General features: G+C 58.2%; 16 protein-coding genes. 4 read left to right on the top strand and 12 right to left on the bottom strand.

Features of this window, described 5'->3' with window-relative positions; all coding sequences use genetic code 11:
* Nucleotides 1-138: 138 nt before the first annotated feature.
* The gene (locus tag QKD99_RS00365) at nt 139-354 is read right to left on the bottom strand and encodes a DUF3046 domain-containing protein (RefSeq protein WP_239277525.1); all 216 of its coding nucleotides are present in this window, start codon (nt 352-354) and stop codon (nt 139-141) included.
* 163 nt (nt 355-517) lie between these two features.
* On the opposite strand from QKD99_RS00365, the gene QKD99_RS00360 reads away from it, so the two are divergent.
* Genes QKD99_RS00360 through QKD99_RS00350 form a run of 3 tightly spaced genes read left to right on the top strand, consistent with a single transcriptional unit; the run spans nt 518 to nt 2,405 of the window.
* Nucleotides 518-1,081 (top strand): biotin transporter BioY, encoded by a 564-nt coding sequence (locus QKD99_RS00360; RefSeq protein ID WP_284814108.1) that lies wholly within the window; start codon nt 518-520, stop codon nt 1,079-1,081.
* Nucleotides 1,081-1,773, top strand: a complete 693-nt coding sequence (locus QKD99_RS00355) for an ABC transporter ATP-binding protein (protein WP_284814107.1) — start codon at nt 1,081-1,083, stop codon at nt 1,771-1,773. The genes QKD99_RS00360 and QKD99_RS00355 overlap by 1 nt, the downstream gene beginning before the upstream one ends.
* Before the next feature lie 11 nt (nt 1,774-1,784).
* Nucleotides 1,785-2,405 (top strand): energy-coupling factor transporter transmembrane protein EcfT, encoded by a 621-nt coding sequence (locus tag QKD99_RS00350; protein WP_347950412.1) that lies wholly within the window; start codon nt 1,785-1,787, stop codon nt 2,403-2,405.
* Nucleotides 2,406-2,483: 78 nt separating this feature from the next.
* Here QKD99_RS00350 and QKD99_RS00345 read toward each other — a convergent pair whose 3' ends face one another.
* From QKD99_RS00345 to pgsA, 4 genes are all read right to left on the bottom strand, one after another.
* Complete coding sequence (locus QKD99_RS00345; protein WP_005325125.1) at nt 2,484-3,344, bottom strand: PspA/IM30 family protein; 861 nt, start codon at nt 3,342-3,344, stop codon at nt 2,484-2,486.
* Nucleotides 3,345-3,527: 183 nt separating this feature from the next.
* On the bottom strand, nt 3,528-3,890 hold the full coding sequence (locus tag QKD99_RS00340; RefSeq protein ID WP_005325127.1) for a helix-turn-helix domain-containing protein: 363 nt from the start codon (nt 3,888-3,890) through the stop codon (nt 3,528-3,530).
* 8 nt (nt 3,891-3,898) lie between these two features.
* Nucleotides 3,899-4,414, bottom strand: a complete 516-nt coding sequence (locus tag QKD99_RS00335) for a CinA family protein (protein WP_347950411.1) — start codon at nt 4,412-4,414, stop codon at nt 3,899-3,901.
* Between the two features lie 7 nt (nt 4,415-4,421).
* Nucleotides 4,422-5,006: a CDP-diacylglycerol--glycerol-3-phosphate 3-phosphatidyltransferase gene (pgsA, locus tag QKD99_RS00330; protein ID WP_005325132.1), complete on the bottom strand. Its 585-nt coding sequence runs from the start codon at nt 5,004-5,006 to the stop codon at nt 4,422-4,424.
* 59 nt (nt 5,007-5,065) lie between these two features.
* Here pgsA and QKD99_RS00325 point away from each other — a divergent pair, with 59 nt between their 5' ends.
* Nucleotides 5,066-5,353, top strand: a complete 288-nt coding sequence (locus QKD99_RS00325; protein ID WP_297552490.1) for a YciI family protein — start codon at nt 5,066-5,068, stop codon at nt 5,351-5,353.
* On the opposite strand, the gene QKD99_RS00320 is transcribed toward QKD99_RS00325, so the two are convergent.
* The 7 genes from QKD99_RS00320 to dapB form a co-directional block, all read right to left on the bottom strand.
* Nucleotides 5,350-6,471: a TerC family protein gene (locus QKD99_RS00320; RefSeq protein ID WP_284814100.1), complete on the bottom strand. Its 1,122-nt coding sequence runs from the start codon at nt 6,469-6,471 to the stop codon at nt 5,350-5,352. The genes QKD99_RS00325 and QKD99_RS00320 overlap by 4 nt on opposite strands.
* A 169-nt stretch (nt 6,472-6,640) precedes the next feature.
* Nucleotides 6,641-10,054: a DNA translocase FtsK 4TM domain-containing protein gene (locus QKD99_RS00315; RefSeq protein WP_347950410.1), complete on the bottom strand. Its 3,414-nt coding sequence runs from the start codon at nt 10,052-10,054 to the stop codon at nt 6,641-6,643.
* Nucleotides 10,055-10,184: 130 nt separating this feature from the next.
* A complete protein-coding gene (locus tag QKD99_RS00310; RefSeq protein WP_347950409.1) occupies nt 10,185-10,820 on the bottom strand; it encodes a TIGR03085 family metal-binding protein in 636 nt (211 codons plus the stop codon).
* 58 nt (nt 10,821-10,878) lie between these two features.
* The gene (locus tag QKD99_RS00305) at nt 10,879-13,029 is read right to left on the bottom strand and encodes a ribonuclease J (RefSeq protein WP_284814094.1); all 2,151 of its coding nucleotides are present in this window, start codon (nt 13,027-13,029) and stop codon (nt 10,879-10,881) included.
* 2 nt (nt 13,030-13,031) lie between these two features.
* The gene (dapA, locus tag QKD99_RS00300) at nt 13,032-13,940 is read right to left on the bottom strand and encodes a 4-hydroxy-tetrahydrodipicolinate synthase (RefSeq protein ID WP_284814092.1); all 909 of its coding nucleotides are present in this window, start codon (nt 13,938-13,940) and stop codon (nt 13,032-13,034) included.
* Nucleotides 13,941-13,996: 56 nt separating this feature from the next.
* The gene (gene thyX / locus QKD99_RS00295; RefSeq protein ID WP_150851383.1) at nt 13,997-14,743 is read right to left on the bottom strand and encodes an FAD-dependent thymidylate synthase; all 747 of its coding nucleotides are present in this window, start codon (nt 14,741-14,743) and stop codon (nt 13,997-13,999) included.
* A gap of 3 nt (nt 14,744-14,746) precedes the next feature.
* Nucleotides 14,747-15,493 carry a 4-hydroxy-tetrahydrodipicolinate reductase gene (gene dapB / locus QKD99_RS00290; protein WP_347950408.1) on the bottom strand — a complete coding sequence of 249 codons (747 nt, stop codon included), beginning with the start codon at nt 15,491-15,493 and terminating at the stop codon, nt 14,747-14,749.
* Between the last annotated feature and the right edge of the window lie 95 nt (nt 15,494-15,588).

The following is a 15,588-nucleotide window of genomic DNA, read 5'->3' as shown; positions in this document are numbered from 1 at the left end:
TAGACTGCCGTGGAACTCAAACGGTTCCCTCCGTCAACGCCATCCCACTGTAGACGACTGCATCGACACTTCCGCCATCTTACATACATCTGTTCGAATTTTGAAAGTGAACACGCCAGTCCGTCAAATTCGACGCCGCTATAAAGTAGGGTAATCGACCCCCAACCTGCGCTCCTTCGGTACATCAAAGTCATCGCACAGGCTCAGCCAGACGCGACGCGGATCGACGCCGCGTTCGATAAGCTCATCAGGCGTTGCCCCGAGGTCTGGCAAGACATGGGAGTGGCTAATCCACTTTCCCTTAGACTCGCCAAATTCGTCCTTAATGAGCTGGTAATACTCGGTCAATCGCATGCGCGCCATCCTACTCAGCGCTTAAACACAGGCGCCAGCGGGCTAAGAAGCCTCGATTGGGAGCCCGCCGCAATAGCTCTGGCTCGCAATTATCAGCCCCGGGTGAACACCGTTCAAAACCCTCAATTGTCTGCAGTTTTCATGCAGTGCTAACCTCTTGAGCATGAAAAAGAACTCTCTGGCAACCACCATTGCCTATGTTGCCGTGTTTACCGCTCTCGTCATTGTCCTTGCCTTCGTATCCATCCCCGTCGGTTCAGCCGGCGTGCCCATTGTGCTGCAAAACGCAGCGCTGATCCTCGCCGGCCTAATTTTGGGCAGCAAGCGCGGCGGTTACGTGGGACTACTCTTCTTGTTCCTGGGGCTCGCCCTCCCAGTTCTGGCAGGTGGCGGTACCACGCTGCGCGCGCTGGCAGGCCCGACCGCAGGCTACATCATCGGCTATGTTCTCTCGCCAGCAGTTGCAGGCGCAATTGCCTACCGCTCCCCTAAGAACAAGGGCGGCATGGCGGTCATATTTGCCATTGCTGCCATTGCAGGCCTTGCGGTCCAATACATCTGCGGCGCCTTTGGTCTCATGATCCGCTCTGGCTTGGACATTGGTCCAGCCTTCGCCGCCCAATTGCCCTTCATCCCTGTCGATGCCGGAAAGCTTGTCGTTGCCGTCATCATCGCTCTCGGTGTTCACGCGGCCTTCCCCGATCTGATGGGACGAAAGGCCGCCTAGTGCCCACGATCGAATTTTCCTCGGTCTCGGTGGCTTTTGATGACACCGTGGTGCTTGAGGACATCAACCTCACCCTCACCGAACAGCGCATAGGCATTATCGGCCAGAATGGTGGCGGGAAATCCACCTTGACCCGGCTCATTAATGGGTTGGGCGAGCCTAGTGAAGGTACGGTGACGGTGGACCAGATGGACGTCGCCAAGCAAGGCAAAAAGGTACGCGAAAAGGTGGGGTTCGTCTTTTCGGATGCCGAAAACCAGATTGTCATGCCCAATGTGCGCGATGACGTCGCCTTTTCGCTCCGCCGCTTTAAGCTGCCCAAACATGAGCGTCTCGCCCGCGTGCATGCTGCTCTCGAGCGCTTCGGACTCGCCGACTTTGCTGAGCGCTCGCCGCATACGCTCTCCGGCGGACAAAAGCAGCTCCTCGCGCTGGCAGCGGTCATGGTCATCGACCCGATTCTCATCATCGCTGATGAGCCCACTACCCTGCTGGATCTGCGCAACCGCGATCGAATCAAAAGAGAATTCGCGCGATTGGAACAGCAACTAATTGTGGTGACGCACGATCTGGACTTTCTGCGCGATTTTGATCGAGTCATCTGCATCGATAACCACCGCATCGCCGCGGATGGTAGGCCGGCTGAGGTCATAGATTTTTACCAAGACCTCATGGCCCAGCGGCCGCTGTAGGGAGAATTGTTATGCAACGACGCTCGAATCTCCCACTTTCCGTCTATGTTGATGGCACCAGCTTTGTTCATCGCATCAAACCTAGCTGGAAGATCGCATTCCTCTTAGTCTTTATCCTGGTCACCAGCATCTTTTTCAAGTCCATTCCGTGGGCAGCAGGCGGTGTCATTTTCGTCGTCTTTCTCTATGCTTGCGCCCGGATTCCACTAGGCATTGCCTGGAGTCAGATCTGGCCGCCTCTCCTTTTCCTAGTCCCCTTGGCAGGCTTTCAATGGTGGGCAAAGGACTTCGACTATGCGGCGGTGATGTTCCTCAATGTCTTCGCCGCTATGATGGCTGCCTTCCTGCTCACGCTGACCTCCACGGTAGATGAAATCATGGAGTCGCTGGAAGAATCGCTGCAGCCCCTAAAGCGACTCGGAATACCGGTAGAAAACATCAGCTTGGCTATGTCACTGACTATTCGTCTCATCCCGCTGATGTTTGAAACCGTCTATGAAGTTCTAGATGCGCGCAAAGCGCGCGGTGCCGGGATGTCCCCGCTCGCATTTGGCACCCCGGTTATCATTCGCTCCATCCGGCGAGCGCGCGCGATGGGTGAAGCGTTACAGGCCCGCGGCGTCGGCGACTAGCAGCAAAAGTTATCGCCTCCCTTGCACCACCACATGATGGCCGAGGGAGGCGATAACTATTTAAAAGACAGTCGGGGTTTACTCCCCACGCAGCTCACGCAGCCGGGCCTGCACAGCATCGTTATTGGCACTGCCGGGCTGAGCAGCGTTGTCGGCAGCAGAGCCGGACGCTTTATTGCCCTCAATGGCCTGAGCCTTATTGCCTTCCACGGACTTAGAAGAGTTCATTTCACTGCGAATCTGCTCCAAGCGAGAATGACCGGCCATCTGAATACCAGCTTGTTGTACCTCGGCCATGCGGTTTTCCACGGAGTTCTCAGCAAGCTCAGCCTGGCCCAGCGCCTTGGAGTAACGGCGCTCAATCTTATCGCGCACAGCATCCAGAGACGGCGTATTGCCATTGGCAGTCAGCTCGTTCATGGAGTTCAAAGACTCAGAGACCTTTTCCTGCATCTTTGCCTGCTCCAGCTGGGAAAGCAGCTTGGAACGCTCATTGACCTTTTCGCGCAGCGCGGCGTTATTACGCTGAACCGCATTCTTGGCCTTTTCTGCCTGCTGTAGTGCCTGGTCGTGCAGCTTCTTGGTATCCTCCACGGACTCCTCAGCCGTAACCAGCTGGGCGGCGAAGGCCTCGGCCGCGTTCTCATACTCCACGGCCTTATTTTCATCGCCCTTGGCACGGGCCTGATCAGCCAATTCCAGAGCCTGGCGAGCATTGCCCTGCAGCTTTTCTACCTCTGCCAAACGGCGGTTAAGCTGCATTTCCAACTGACGCTGGTTACCAATCACGGCGGCTGCCTGCTGAGACAGCTCTTGGTGCTGGCGCTGAGCATCCTCAATAGCCTGCTCGATTTGCACCTTTGGATCGGCGTTTTCCTCGATCTTATTATCGAAGAGAGCCATTAGGTACTTCCAGCCCTTAACAAATGGGTTCGCCATGGTGTGCTTCAACCTTTCTAGGTTAAAAAATGTGCGTAATGTTCTGCTGTTTATACTAGCGAAGCGCTGTTTCCACCGCTTGTACTCCCCGCGGTCGCGGGCGCTTGCCGACGCCCCCTTAACCACCACAGCCGACCTTCCTCGCAAGAGAATAGGCCGGCTGTTGACATAGACCGCTATGGGCTAAAGCTCTGATGCGGCAGGTGCCGTATGGGCTAGCTCCTCATCCATGGAGGGCAGGGCCATGTAACCGGCCGCTTCAATCAATACGTCCGAGACTGAGCAATCCAGCGCGTGGCACACGGACGCAAGAAGCTCAGACGAGACTTCCTTGCGGCCGCGTTCGAGCTCTGACAGGTAACCCGGCGATACGCGGGCCACTCCGGCCAATTCGCGCAGGGTCACTCCTTTGTCCGCGCGGAAGGCGCGCAGCGTCAACCCAAGAGCCTCACGCAAAAGGGGCTCAGGGGTACGAGCAGTGGCGGGCGCCGCTGGTGCAACAGCGCCGTTTACCGGGTGTTCGAGGACTGCAGTAGAAGTGTTCATCACTATGGTCAACGCTCCTTGTCTCGATATTGTTCCCGCAGTGCCGGATTTTCTTCCAAAGTTGAGCCCAGGAGCCGCAAGGCGGCTGCGACCGTGGCCTCTCTGATTTCGTTTCGCTCTTTCCCCAACCCGGACAGCTGCAGCGAAAAACTGACTCCGCTAGGAGAAAAAATTCCGATATAAACCGTGCCCGCCGGCTTGCCTTCCTGTAGGTCTGGTCCCGCCACCCCGGTAAGGCCTATCCCCCAGTCCGCGGCGGTTTCTGCCACCGCCGCGCGCGCCATTGCAAGGGCGGTCTCCCCAGAAACCACACCGGCTGCTTCGATATCGGCTACCGGTTGGTGCAAAAAGTGGGATTTCACCTCGGTGGCATATGTTACAAGCCCTCCGCGCAACACAGCCGAAGCTCCAGGGACGGAAGCCACCGTGGCGCTGGCCAACCCAGCAGTAAGTGACTCACAAAAGGACAAAGTTTCGCCGCGCTCGGTGAGTTCAGATACGAGGCGGGCCGCCATGGAGCTCATGAGCTACCTAGCTATTCTGCTTCTTGCCGTCGATGAGGTACTGAACGCCGGTAACCACGGTCACCACTGCGGCCAAGAGCATCACCAAGAAGGTAGGAACGTTCATCCACTCCGGCAGCGGCCACAGGTACAACCCTACTGCCAAGGATTGCAATACAGTCTTCAGCTTGCCGCCCTTCGAAGCAGGCACGACCTTACCGCGGCGCAACAAAACCATACGCCAGATGGTGATTCCGAACTCACGGATGAGAATGACCACGGTAATCCACACTGGCAGTACCCCAATGATATTGAGGCATACCAGTGCGGTAGTCATAAGCGCTTTATCCGCGATGGGATCAGCAATCTTGCCAAAATTGGTGATAAGGCCACGGGCACGTGCGATGTCCCCGTCGAGCTTATCTGTGAGCATTAGGGCAGCAAATAGGCCAAAAGCCCACCATTCATGGCCGGCAATAACTAGCCATGCGAAAACCGGAATGAAAAGAATGCGCAGGCTGGTGAGAATATTTGGCAGGTTCCAATTGGACACCTGCGGATTCACATCCGAGGATTGCGCTGACTGTGTTCCGGGTTGATTCACGTTATACATACTACCTGTTAGCACCAAGCACCTGCGCTTGGATGCCCCTGCATTTTAAAATGCGAAGCATGAAGTATTTTGCTGTTAGCTACGACTACAACCCCAATAATCCTGAGATTGCTAAGGCTCGCCCCGCGCACCGCGAGTTTACCGCGCAACTTTTTGAGGAGGGCACCATCATTGCCACAGGCCCCTTGACGGATTCCAAGGGCGGCGCACTCATCATCGTGGGGCTTGCCGACGACGCCGTGGTCGCCGACGCCATCGCTCTCATGGACAAAGACCCCTTCTACCAAGCCGGCTGCATCACTGGCCGCAGCTTCCGCGAATGGAGTCCCGTAAACGCCCGCTTCTAGTGTGGTAGCTCTTCCTTGGGCAGGTCTTTGGCCTTGCCCAAGAATTCGCCCCTCTTGTTCCGGACGATCTTATTGCCTTCCTCGTCCCAGTCGAAGTGATTGTGCGATACCGGCACTCCGCCTTGGTTCTCATCGCGTTTACTTTTAATAATCGAGGCGATAACCGTAATAACCAGGACGCCCACGATCACGATAAGTGAGGTGATGGTGGAAAATTCTGGGATCGACTCCACGTTCTCGCCGCCGTTTACAAACGGCAAATTATTCTCATGCAGCGCATGGAACATGAGCTTTACACCGATGAAGCCCAAGATGATGCCCAAACCATAGGGCAGGTATACCAAGCGATCCAGTAGGCCATCCAACAAGAAGTACATCTGGCGCAATCCCATGAGGGAGAAGGCATTGGTGGTAAAGACCAAGAACGCTTCCGAGGTAATGCCGTAAATGGCCGGAATGGAGTCGAAGGCAAACATCACGTCGATAAGGCCAATGGACACCAACGCAATAAATAGCGGGGTGAACGCGAATTTCCGCTTGCCCGAAGAATCTTCCACGCGGTGCGTGAGCTTATCCCCGTGGTAGCGCGGGGTGACGTGGACTACCTTGCGGATCAGCTTGATGATGCCCATGTCATTGGGATCGGTTTCGGGGGCGTCCCGAATCTCGTCGACGATGAGCTTGATCGCTGTGTAGATGAGGAAAATCGCGAACAGGTAGAAGATATCGGACCATGCCGCGATGACCGCAGCACCCAAAAGGATAAACACCAGGCGGCATGCCAAAGCGATGACGATACCGATGAGCAAGACCTTTTGCTGGTACTTACGCGGGATCTTGAAGGCGCCCATGATAAGCGCGAAAACAAAGAGGTTATCTACGGAGAGCGCCTTCTCTGTCACGTAACCCGTGAGGTATTGGATGCCGTGCTCATGGTCCCATATGGCCCACACGCCGGCACCAAAAAGTAAAGCGATGCCGACATAGAATAGGGTCCAGAACCCGGACTCCTTCAGCGTGGGCTCGTGCGGGGTGCGCACGTGGGAGTAGAAATCAAAAACAAAGAATCCAAGAATGACGACGATGGAAATCGCCCAAATCCACAATGGCACATGCATTGGTACATCCCTCCGGTCGAAGATACAACAAATTGACCGGAGGTCTCCCCCGCCCGGCGAACTAAATTCCGCCGGGCCGGCACGACCGGGAGCGTAACGCTTCCGTGCTGACGATCAATGCCGAAGGATGGGGTACTCCCCTCCAAGACCCGTCCAACTCTACACGATCTTAGAAGGCTCCAGCAGAAGGGTTATACGTTGCCTGGACGGTACGGGTGTCCTCGGCGTCGCCCTGCGGGGAAGAATCGGAGCTTGGAGAAGAGTCGGCATCGGAAGTAGCGGCAGCTTCGTCCTCCTCTTGCTGCTGCATCTCCTCCTGAATCTCCTTCGGGGCTTCGGCAGGGTCGGCGCCCTTGATCATCCAGATGATGGTATCGAGCTCTTCCGGTTTCACCAGAACCTCGCGGGCCTTGGAGCCTTCGGACGGTCCGACCACGCCACGAGATTCCATCAGGTCCATGAGGCGGCCGGCCTTGGCAAAACCGATGCGCAGCTTGCGCTGCAACATAGAAGTCGAGCCCAACTGGGCGGTGACCACCAGCTCGACGGCCTCGAGGAGGTCGTCCATGTCCTTGCCAATTTCCTCATCGATTTCCTGCTTGGCCTCGGATTGCTTCTCTTCAGTCACGCCCTCGGTGTAGTTCGGCGCGGCCTGCGACTTGGCGGCATCGACAACCGCCATGACTTCATCATCCGAGACGAATGCGCCCTGCATACGCACGGGACGCTTGCCCTGCGGAATGAAGAGGCCATCGCCCATACCAATGAGCTTTTCCGCGCCGCCCTGGTCCAAGATAACGCGGGAGTCCGTCAGTGAGGACGTCGCGAAGGCCAAGCGTGAAGGCACGTTGGTCTTAATCAGACCGGTCACCACGTCAACGGACGGGCGCTGGGTTGCCAGCACCAGGTGAATTCCGGCGGCACGTGCCTTCTGGGTGATGCGGACGATGGAGTCCTCAATCTCCTTTGGCGCGGTCATCATCAGGTCCGCCAGCTCGTCGACGACACAGACGATGTACGGGTACGGGCGCACCTCGCGCTCGGAGCCTGCCGGCGCCTGGTATTCGCCGGAGACCACCTTGCGGTTATAGTCCTCAATCTTGCGCACGCGAGCAGCCTTCATATCCATGTAGCGCTGCTCCATCTCCTCCACCAGCCACTGCAGAGCTGCTGCGGCCTTCTTCGGCTGGGTAATGATGGGCGTGATCAAGTGCGGAATGCCCTCGTACGGGGTAAGTTCCACCATCTTCGGGTCCACCAAGATGAGGCGAACCTGCTCAGGGGTGGCTCGGGTAAGCAGCGAGACCAACATGGAGTTGACGAAAGCGGACTTACCGGAACCGGTAGCACCGGCGACGAGCAAGTGCGGCATCTTTTGCACCGAGAACGAGCTGTATTCGCCTTCGATGTCCTTGCCCAAACCGATGAGCATGGGATCCGGTGAGCTGGTCATGCTTGGCGCATCAAGCACCTCGCGCAGGTGCACCATCTCGCGGTCTGGGTTCGGAACCTCAATGCCGACGGCCGACTTGCCGGGGATAGGCGTGAGCAAGCGTAGATTGTCCGTGGCCACGGCGTAGGCCAGATTGGACTGCAGGTTCGTAATCTTCGATACCTTGACGCCTGGTCCCAGCTCGATTTCATAACGGGTCACTGTTGGCCCACGGCTAAAGCCGGTTACCTGGGCATCGACCTTGAACTCTTCGAAGACATCGGTGATGGCCTCGATGATGCGGTCATTAATCTCCGTGCGCTCCTTGGCCGGAGTGCCCGGGGTCAGCAGGTCTGTGGTGGGAACCGCGTAGTTCTCATTGCCAAACTGCGCGGACGGCGCAGGAGCAGCAGAAGTACCCGTTTCCCCTGCGGCCTCGGTCGCAGGCTCGGTGGAGTCCACCTGTGCACCGGTCGTAGCGTCGCGTCCGGAGCGCTCGCGGAAGAGTTGGCGGGCCTTCTCGTGCGCGGACGAGACTGCATCAGCGCCTCCTTCCACCGCAGATCCAGCAGCGCCTGCAGCTACACCGGCCGCTGCAGCGCCAGCGGCACCGGCAGCACCCGCAGCAGCAGTCTTTGCTGCGCCACTTGCTGCTCCCGCAGCACCCGCGGCGCCCGCAGCCGCACCAGCGGCCGAGCCAATTGCGCTACCAGCGGCGGTGCCAGCATCAGCACCCGCTGCCGTAGCCGAGCGAGTGGAAGGAGAAGTGGGACGTTGACGAGTAGTGCCCAGCACTCGGGTCGGTTCCGGATCTGCGGAGTCCGGTTGTGCTGGCGATGACGCAGCGGCGCCGTCTACCACCGGGATCTCATCGGTATCGCCGATGTCACGAGAGACCGGCTTCTCAGCCGCGTTAGACACGGACTGGAAGCCGCCACGCGTCGGTGTGCTAAAGGCGCGGGTGGCCTGTTCCTCCTCTGCTGCAGCAGGGGAATCCACCGGGTAAGAAGAACCACGCGGGGCGGGGTCTTCAGAGGGGCGTCGGAAAGCGCGCAGGCTACCACCACGCTCAGAGGAACGACGCTTGGCCACAGGTCGTGCTGGGCGCTCGCTGCGCTCGCGCCCTTCCGCGATGTCATCAATATCGCCAGTCACGTGGCCGTAGAGGTCATCGCCCTCTTCGTCGTAATAGTCTTCATCCGCACCACCGAAGCGGGAGAAGGCCGCAGCAATGGCGTCAGCCACCAGCTCATAGGCCTCGCGGATAGTAATGCCGGTGACTAACAAGGCGCCGTAAATAATGACGAGGAAAAGCAACGGCACTGCGACGAAGGAGGTAAAGGCCGTCTCCAGAAGGCCGCCGATGGCGTAGCCGATTACACCGCCAGCACCACCGGCGCTGTCCGGGGTAAAGCCAAGCTCAGGGGTGCCAGCAAAGATGTGGATCAAGCTGAGCATGGCAAGGACGATGATGCTGATACCGCCCACAATGCGCGGCTTAAAGTGCCCCGCTGGGCCGGAGATATCCATCATCAAGGAAATGGCCAAGGCCACCAGTGCCACCGGCAGCACCCAGGCGCCTGCACCAATGACATAGCGGACGATATTGCCCACCCAGGCGCCAACCTGGCCAGCAACGCCAAACCAGACGGTAGCAGCGAGCACGATGGCAATGCCGATGAGAACGAGTGCCACCGCATCAGGATTTTTCACCTGAATACCGCGTGATTCTTCCTCGCTTGCTTCCATCGTAGAAAGCTCTTCTTCCGCGGCTACATCGCGCGCCCGAGTAACCTTGCTCTTCTTCTTTTTCTCCCCGCGTGCAGAAATTTCTTCCGGCTCCCTCGTCGTCTCGTACTCCTCGGTGTCATATACGTCTTCGCTGGGCTTGAGCCCGGCCACGCCATGGCTTACACCCCGCGCCATATTTCCCATGCCGCGGGCCGTGGCACCAAAGGCAACGCCCAAGCCCTTGCCGACGGCCCGGAACGCACTACCCGTACGCTCCTGCGAGGTCGCCGCAGCGCGCCGATGCGAAGACGTCATAGCCAAGGTTTCCGGCATGCCAGCACCGGACCGGCTGCGGCCCGACGGCCGGGAACGATTCGACTTTCGGCGCGTTCCGCGCGAAGAGGCATTTTTGACAGACATGCCTCTACTCTAACCGGGCTACCCCACAAATCACATTAGCCACACGCGTTTCCCTAACACCTGGACCCACAATCTCACGACGAACGCTTCCCACGCACCCCACAGCTTAGAAACTGCGATTAAATCAAGATTAGAGCGTTGACTTTACGATGGATTCGGCGTCACCTTCAATCTTGACTTCAGCAGAATCTCGCCCGAAGGCCCAGAGGATGAGCTCGCCTACCTCTCCTGAAACGCGGACCACGGCATCGCCCTTCTCCGCCACGCCATGGGTATCTGCGGCAACGATTCGCGGCAATCCTTCCGGCTGCACAATGACCGGACGTTCAGATCTGCGCAGGGCCACCTTAACTAAAGGCTTTAGGTAGCCATGCATCTGCTGCTTGATGCGCGCCGAAAAGTCGCGTGGGCCCATGCCATTAGCTCGGCGAATATCCTCGTGATGAACAAAGTGCTCCACAAAGTTTTGCTGTGCATCGACAAACCGGACGGGGTTATAGGCAGCAGGTCCCCTCCCCCAGTCATCAACCAACTCATCAAAGTCGCGTTCGGCTACCTTGCGTGATTCCTTTTCCAGACGGCCAGACAGTGCGTTGACGAAGATGCCGGCGGCCGCATCGGGGCGGTTTTCTCGCACCCATAAATGTACGGCTAGGTCGCGGGTTGTCCAGCCCTCGCACAAGGTGGGGGCATCGGGACCAAGCTTATGAAATAGCGCTACCATCTTGGCGCGCTCAGCAGAAGAAAACGACATAAGCCCCAGCATACCGAGCTAGCTGGCATGCTGGGGCTTGCTTTCACTTAGCGCGAGGAACCTGTGCTATTTACAGGGACTCGCGAGAAGCGTCAACGTCTTCTTCATCGGTAACCAAAGGGCCAGAGTTGGTCGGCACGATGGTTGGGAGGATAACTGGCTCGCGCTTGTACTTGGAATCCATGAGCTTGGATACCTTACGGCGCAGCTTCTGCACCATGCGGTAGGTATCGTTCTCGCCCTCTGCGGCAAGATCGTTCATGGTGTTTTCCACCATCTCCGCAACCTCCGGCACAATGCCGCGGTCATCATCGGAGAAGCCTGTAGTAGATACCGTTGGGTGCTCCAGCAGGCGCGAGGTGCGGTTATCAATCACGCAGGTGATAGAAACCACGCCGCCGGTACCCAGGTTGGTGCGATCAGCCAAAGTGTCAGCATCCACATCGCCCATGGAAACGCCGTCGACGTACAGGTTACCCACCTGCATCTGGCCTACGACCTCGGCGCGCCCCTTGCGCAGGTCCACGACGACGCCGTTTTGTGCCAGCACCGTACGGTCGCGGTCCACACCGGTGGAGATAGCCAGTTCCTTATTGGCGCGCAGGTGGCGCCACTCGCCGTGCACCGGCATCGCGTTGCGCGGGCGCGCTGCGTTGTACAGGAAGAGGAGCTCGCCAGCGTAACCGTGACCGGAAGCGTGCACCTTTACGTCCTGGTTGGTAATGACGTTGGCACCGATCTGGGACAGCATGTTGATGACGCCGTAGACGGCCTCCTCGTTACCCGGAATGAGCGAGGAAGAGAAGATGATGGTATCGCCATCGCGGACGGTAATCTGGCGGTGCTCACGGCGGGCCATACGCGACAGTGCTGCCATGGGCTCCCCCTGCGTACCGGTGGTAATCAGCATGGTCTTATGCGGAGCCATCTTGGCGGCCTCATCGATCGGAATGATGGTGCCGCGTGGAACCTTCAAGAAGCCCATCTTCTCCGCGATTTCCATGTTGCGCATCATCGAACGGCCATTGAAAGCCACCTTGCGGCCGTTGGCCACAGCGGCGTCGATAGCGGCCTGGACACGGTAAACGTTGGAGGCGAAGGAAGCCAAGATTACGCGCTGCTTAGCGCCGGCGACGAGCCGCTTGAAGTTGGCAGGAATATCACCCTCAGATGCCGAAACACCGGGGACGGTTGCGTTGGTGGAATCACACAGCATGAGGTCAACGCCCTCATCGCCATAGCGGGACAGGGCTGGGAGGTCCGTTGGACGGTTATCCAGCGGGGTCTGGTCCAGCTTGATGTCACCGGTGTGGATGATATTGCCGGCTGGGGTTCCCAGCATGATGCCCAAGGCATCCGGTACGGAGTGGTTGACTGCCCAGAAGCGTACGCGGAACGGACCGTAGGTTACGTCGGACTTTTCATTAACCTCGACGAACTTCGGCTTCTGGCGGTGCTCCTTACACTTTGCAGCAATAAGCGCGATGGTGAAGCGGGAAGCAACGATAGGGATATCCGGACGCAGCTTAAGCAGCCACGGGATTGCACCAATGTGATCCTCGTGCGCGTGGGTAACGACGAGGGCCTTGACCTTGTGGATTTTCTTCTCAATGGGGCCAAAGTCAGGCAGGATGAGGTCCACGCCTGGCTCACCAGAGGATGGGAAGAGCACACCGCAGTCGATGATGATGAGGTCATCACCGTACTCGAAGACGGTCATGTTACGGCCGATCTCCGAGATACCGCCCAGAGCGTAGATACGCAGGGCATCCTTCGGCTGCTTCGGTGGCTCCGGCAGGCGCTTGGTCAGATCCGCGCCCTGCATAGACTTGGGCACGTTGCGGCGGCCACGGTTGTTGCGGCCGCGGCCTTTACCATTGCCGTTCTTTCCGTTGCCATTGCCGTTCTTGCCGCCGTGGTTATTGTTTCCACCGTGGTTATTGCCATTGCCGTTGCCGTTTCCACCACGGCCACGGCCGCGGCTGCCACGGGAACGGGAGCGACGATTGTTGCTGCCGCCATCATTGTTGTTGTCGGAAGAATTCTTCTTGCCAGAATTGCCTTTGTCGCCCTTCGCGGAATTATCCTGTGCGGAATTGCCCGCATCAGTTGCTGGGGCTTGGAAAACTGGCGAAGCCGCCTCGTTGGAGGCGGTTTCGTTTTCCGCCGGTGGGCCCGCCTTGCGGGTCACCTTGCGGGAACGGTTACGGGGTTCATTCATTCTTAGAGGACTCCAGATTGTTCCAGATCACGGCGAAGTACCTCGCGTTCCTCCTCGCTCGCAGCGGTGACAGGAAGACGGGTATCGCCAACTTCGATGCCCTGCAGGCGCAGGGCTTCCTTTGCAAACGTCGCTCCGCCCAACCGAGCTTGTGCATGGGTGAGCGGAAGGAGCGTAGTGACATTGATTTCTCGGGCGCGGGCCATATCGCCCGCGTCGAAAGCTTCATAAAGTTCTACCAAGGCACGCGGTGCAACATGGCCGATGACGGAGATGAAACCAGAAGCGCCGAGGGAAAGCCACGGCAGGTTAATCGGATCATCACCGGAATACCAGGCCAAACCGGTTTCTTGGATGAGCTCTGCGGCCGCAGGAAGGTCGCCCTTGGCGTCCTTTACGGCTTGGATGGTCGGCAAATCCGCAAGGCGGCGGAGGGTATCCGGCGCCACTGGGATGCCCGAGCGGCCAGGGATGTCATAGACACAGATCGGCAGATCCGTGGCTTGCGCGACTGCAGCAAAGTGCTCGTAAACGCCCTTTTGAGATGGCTTGGAGTAGTACGGAGTTACCACCAGCAAGCTGTCTGCCCCCGCGTCAGCGGTGGTCTGAGCCAACTTAATGGAGGTTGCGGTGTCATTCGTTCCGGCACCGGCGCAAAGCTTTGCGCGATCTCCTACTTCTTCCTTTACGGCTTTGAGCAGCTCCAGCTTCTCTTCAACTGAAGTGGTCGGTGATTCGCCGGTTGTTCCACCTAGGATGAGCGAATCAACGCCATTGTCAACGAGATGAGCTGCTAGGCGACGACCTGCTGCAACGTCCAGCGCACCGTCACGGTCAAACGGGGTGACCATGGCGACGCCGATGCGTCCAAAGGTGTCGACGCCAGTCTTTGCTGTCATACCTGTGCTCATAGCCGTCAAGATTACCCTTTTGGCTTGCAATTAGCCGCATCGGGGTCACGCGCGTGTTAGGCGTAGGGGCTTGCTGCCATCTGGGTTCCATCAGCCAGAGTGGTGATGTTGAAATCATCAAACAGCACTGGGGCCTTGCTTTGCAGCAGTTTCAGGCACTCCACCGCAACGTGGCGGAGCTCCTCATCGGCCTGCTCGGCGGCACGAGCACCAATAAAGTGACGCCACGCCCGATAGTTGCCGGTGACAACAATGCGCGTTTCTGTGGCGTTGGGAAGAACGGCACGCGCCGCCTGGCGGGCCTGCTTCTTGCGGAGGAGCGCGTTGGGTTCATCCAGCTTCTCCTCTAGTGCGCTAAGCAGTTCATCGTAGACAAAGCGAGTCTCATCTACCGCTTGCATTACCAATCGGCTAAGTTGCTCGTCCTCAGCCACCAATTTAGGCAGGACCACCTCGGTCTCCTCCGGGTGGACGAAGCGCTGGGAGAGCTGCGAGAAGGAAAAGTGCCGGTGGCGCACGAGCTCATGGCTCGCCGAACGCGACAGCCCTGTGATGTACATCGTGGCTGTGGCATGCTCGAGCAACGCAGTATGGCCTACCTCCATGATGTGGTGCAGGTAGGCTTCATTAGTTGCCGTGCGAGGATTTGGCTTATCAAAGGACTCGTAGCAAGCCCGTCCAGCAAACTCGACGAGTGCTTCCCCATCAGAGGCCGAGTCATCCGCGTGCCACTCCACGCCCTGCGGGGCGTGGAACTGCGTTGCGGCAATGAGCTGAATATCTAGCTCACTTGCTTTAGCCATGGCTTAAAGCCCCAGGTACTTGTCGAGGCCCACGACTAGGCCCGGGTGATCCGCAATTTGGCGCACACCCACCAGTACGCCCGGCGTGAAGGACGCGCGGTCATAGGAATCCTGGCGGATGGTCAGCGACTGACCTTGAGCACCAAAGATGACCTCCTCGTGTGCCACCATGCCACGGGTGCGAACCGCGTGTACCGGAATGCCATCGACAGTGGCGCCGCGAGCACCATCGAGCTGCTTTTCCGTAGCATCCGGCATGTCACCCAGACCAGCCTCCTTGCGGGCGGCGGCAATTCCCTCAGCGGTATGGATCGCAGTACCGGACGGCGCATCCAACTTGGTTGGGTGGTGGAACTCAATTACCTCTGCCGTTTCGAAGAACTTGGCAGCCTGCTTAGCTAGCACCATGGTGAGAACTGCAGAAATGGCAAAGTTCGGCGCAATGAGGACATTGCCGGCACCGTCCTGCTTGGTCCACTCCTCTACTTGAGCCAAGCGCTCCTTATCAAAGCCGGTGGTTCCCACCACGCAGTGGATTCCGTGGGCGATGCAGAATTCCAGGTTGCCCATTACAGAATCTGGCTGGGTAAAGTCCACGATGACCCCTGCGTGGGCGTCGATAAGCTGTTGCAGATCATCATCGCGGCCGATTTCTGCCACCAGCTCTAGGTCATCTTCCGCGTTGACACCTTCAACGATTGCCTGGCCTACGCGCCCGTGGGCGCCTAGTACGCCAACCTTGATAGCCATGGTGTGTTCTCCTTCTTCAGCCACATCGGTAGTACTTTTCTCCCCATCCTAACGCGCATGGAGGTTGCACAATTCTTCACCTTCCTTGGAATGGA

The sequence above is a fragment of the Corynebacterium sp. c3Ub_189 genome (assembly GCF_039907195.1).
In the GTDB taxonomy this organism is placed as follows: Bacteria; Actinomycetota; Actinomycetes; order Mycobacteriales; family Mycobacteriaceae; genus Corynebacterium.
The sequence above is the reverse complement of the archived record's forward strand: the minus strand, read 5'-3'. Positions and strand labels throughout refer to the sequence as shown.

What these genes read in the sequence shown, in the direction of transcription:
- QKD99_RS00350 (WP_347950412.1), top strand. Translation starts at nt 1,785, where the DNA reads ATGCAACGACGCTCGAATCTCCCACTTTCCGTCTATGTTGATGGCACC.
- QKD99_RS00335 (WP_347950411.1), bottom strand. Translation starts at nt 4,414, where the DNA reads ATGAGCTCCATGGCGGCCCGCCTCGTATCTGAACTCACCGAGCGCGGC.
- pgsA (WP_005325132.1), bottom strand. Translation starts at nt 5,006, where the DNA reads ATGTATAACGTGAATCAACCCGGAACACAGTCAGCGCAATCCTCGGAT.
- QKD99_RS00315 (WP_347950410.1), bottom strand. Translation starts at nt 10,054, where the DNA reads ATGTCTGTCAAAAATGCCTCTTCGCGCGGAACGCGCCGAAAGTCGAAT.
- QKD99_RS00360 (WP_284814108.1), top strand. Translation starts at nt 518, where the DNA reads ATGAAAAAGAACTCTCTGGCAACCACCATTGCCTATGTTGCCGTGTTT.
- QKD99_RS00320 (WP_284814100.1), bottom strand. Translation starts at nt 6,471, where the DNA reads ATGCATGTGCCATTGTGGATTTGGGCGATTTCCATCGTCGTCATTCTT.
- dapB (WP_347950408.1), bottom strand. Translation starts at nt 15,493, where the DNA reads ATGGCTATCAAGGTTGGCGTACTAGGCGCCCACGGGCGCGTAGGCCAG.
- QKD99_RS00340 (WP_005325127.1), bottom strand. Translation starts at nt 3,890, where the DNA reads ATGAACACTTCTACTGCAGTCCTCGAACACCCGGTAAACGGCGCTGTT.
- QKD99_RS00310 (WP_347950409.1), bottom strand. Translation starts at nt 10,820, where the DNA reads ATGCTGGGGCTTATGTCGTTTTCTTCTGCTGAGCGCGCCAAGATGGTA.
- dapA (WP_284814092.1), bottom strand. Translation starts at nt 13,940, where the DNA reads ATGAGCACAGGTATGACAGCAAAGACTGGCGTCGACACCTTTGGACGC.
- QKD99_RS00345 (WP_005325125.1), bottom strand. Translation starts at nt 3,344, where the DNA reads ATGGCGAACCCATTTGTTAAGGGCTGGAAGTACCTAATGGCTCTCTTC.
- QKD99_RS00305 (WP_284814094.1), bottom strand. Translation starts at nt 13,029, where the DNA reads ATGAATGAACCCCGTAACCGTTCCCGCAAGGTGACCCGCAAGGCGGGC.
- QKD99_RS00325 (WP_297552490.1), top strand. Translation starts at nt 5,066, where the DNA reads ATGAAGTATTTTGCTGTTAGCTACGACTACAACCCCAATAATCCTGAG.
- QKD99_RS00365 (WP_239277525.1), bottom strand. Translation starts at nt 354, where the DNA reads ATGCGATTGACCGAGTATTACCAGCTCATTAAGGACGAATTTGGCGAG.
- thyX (WP_150851383.1), bottom strand. Translation starts at nt 14,743, where the DNA reads ATGGCTAAAGCAAGTGAGCTAGATATTCAGCTCATTGCCGCAACGCAG.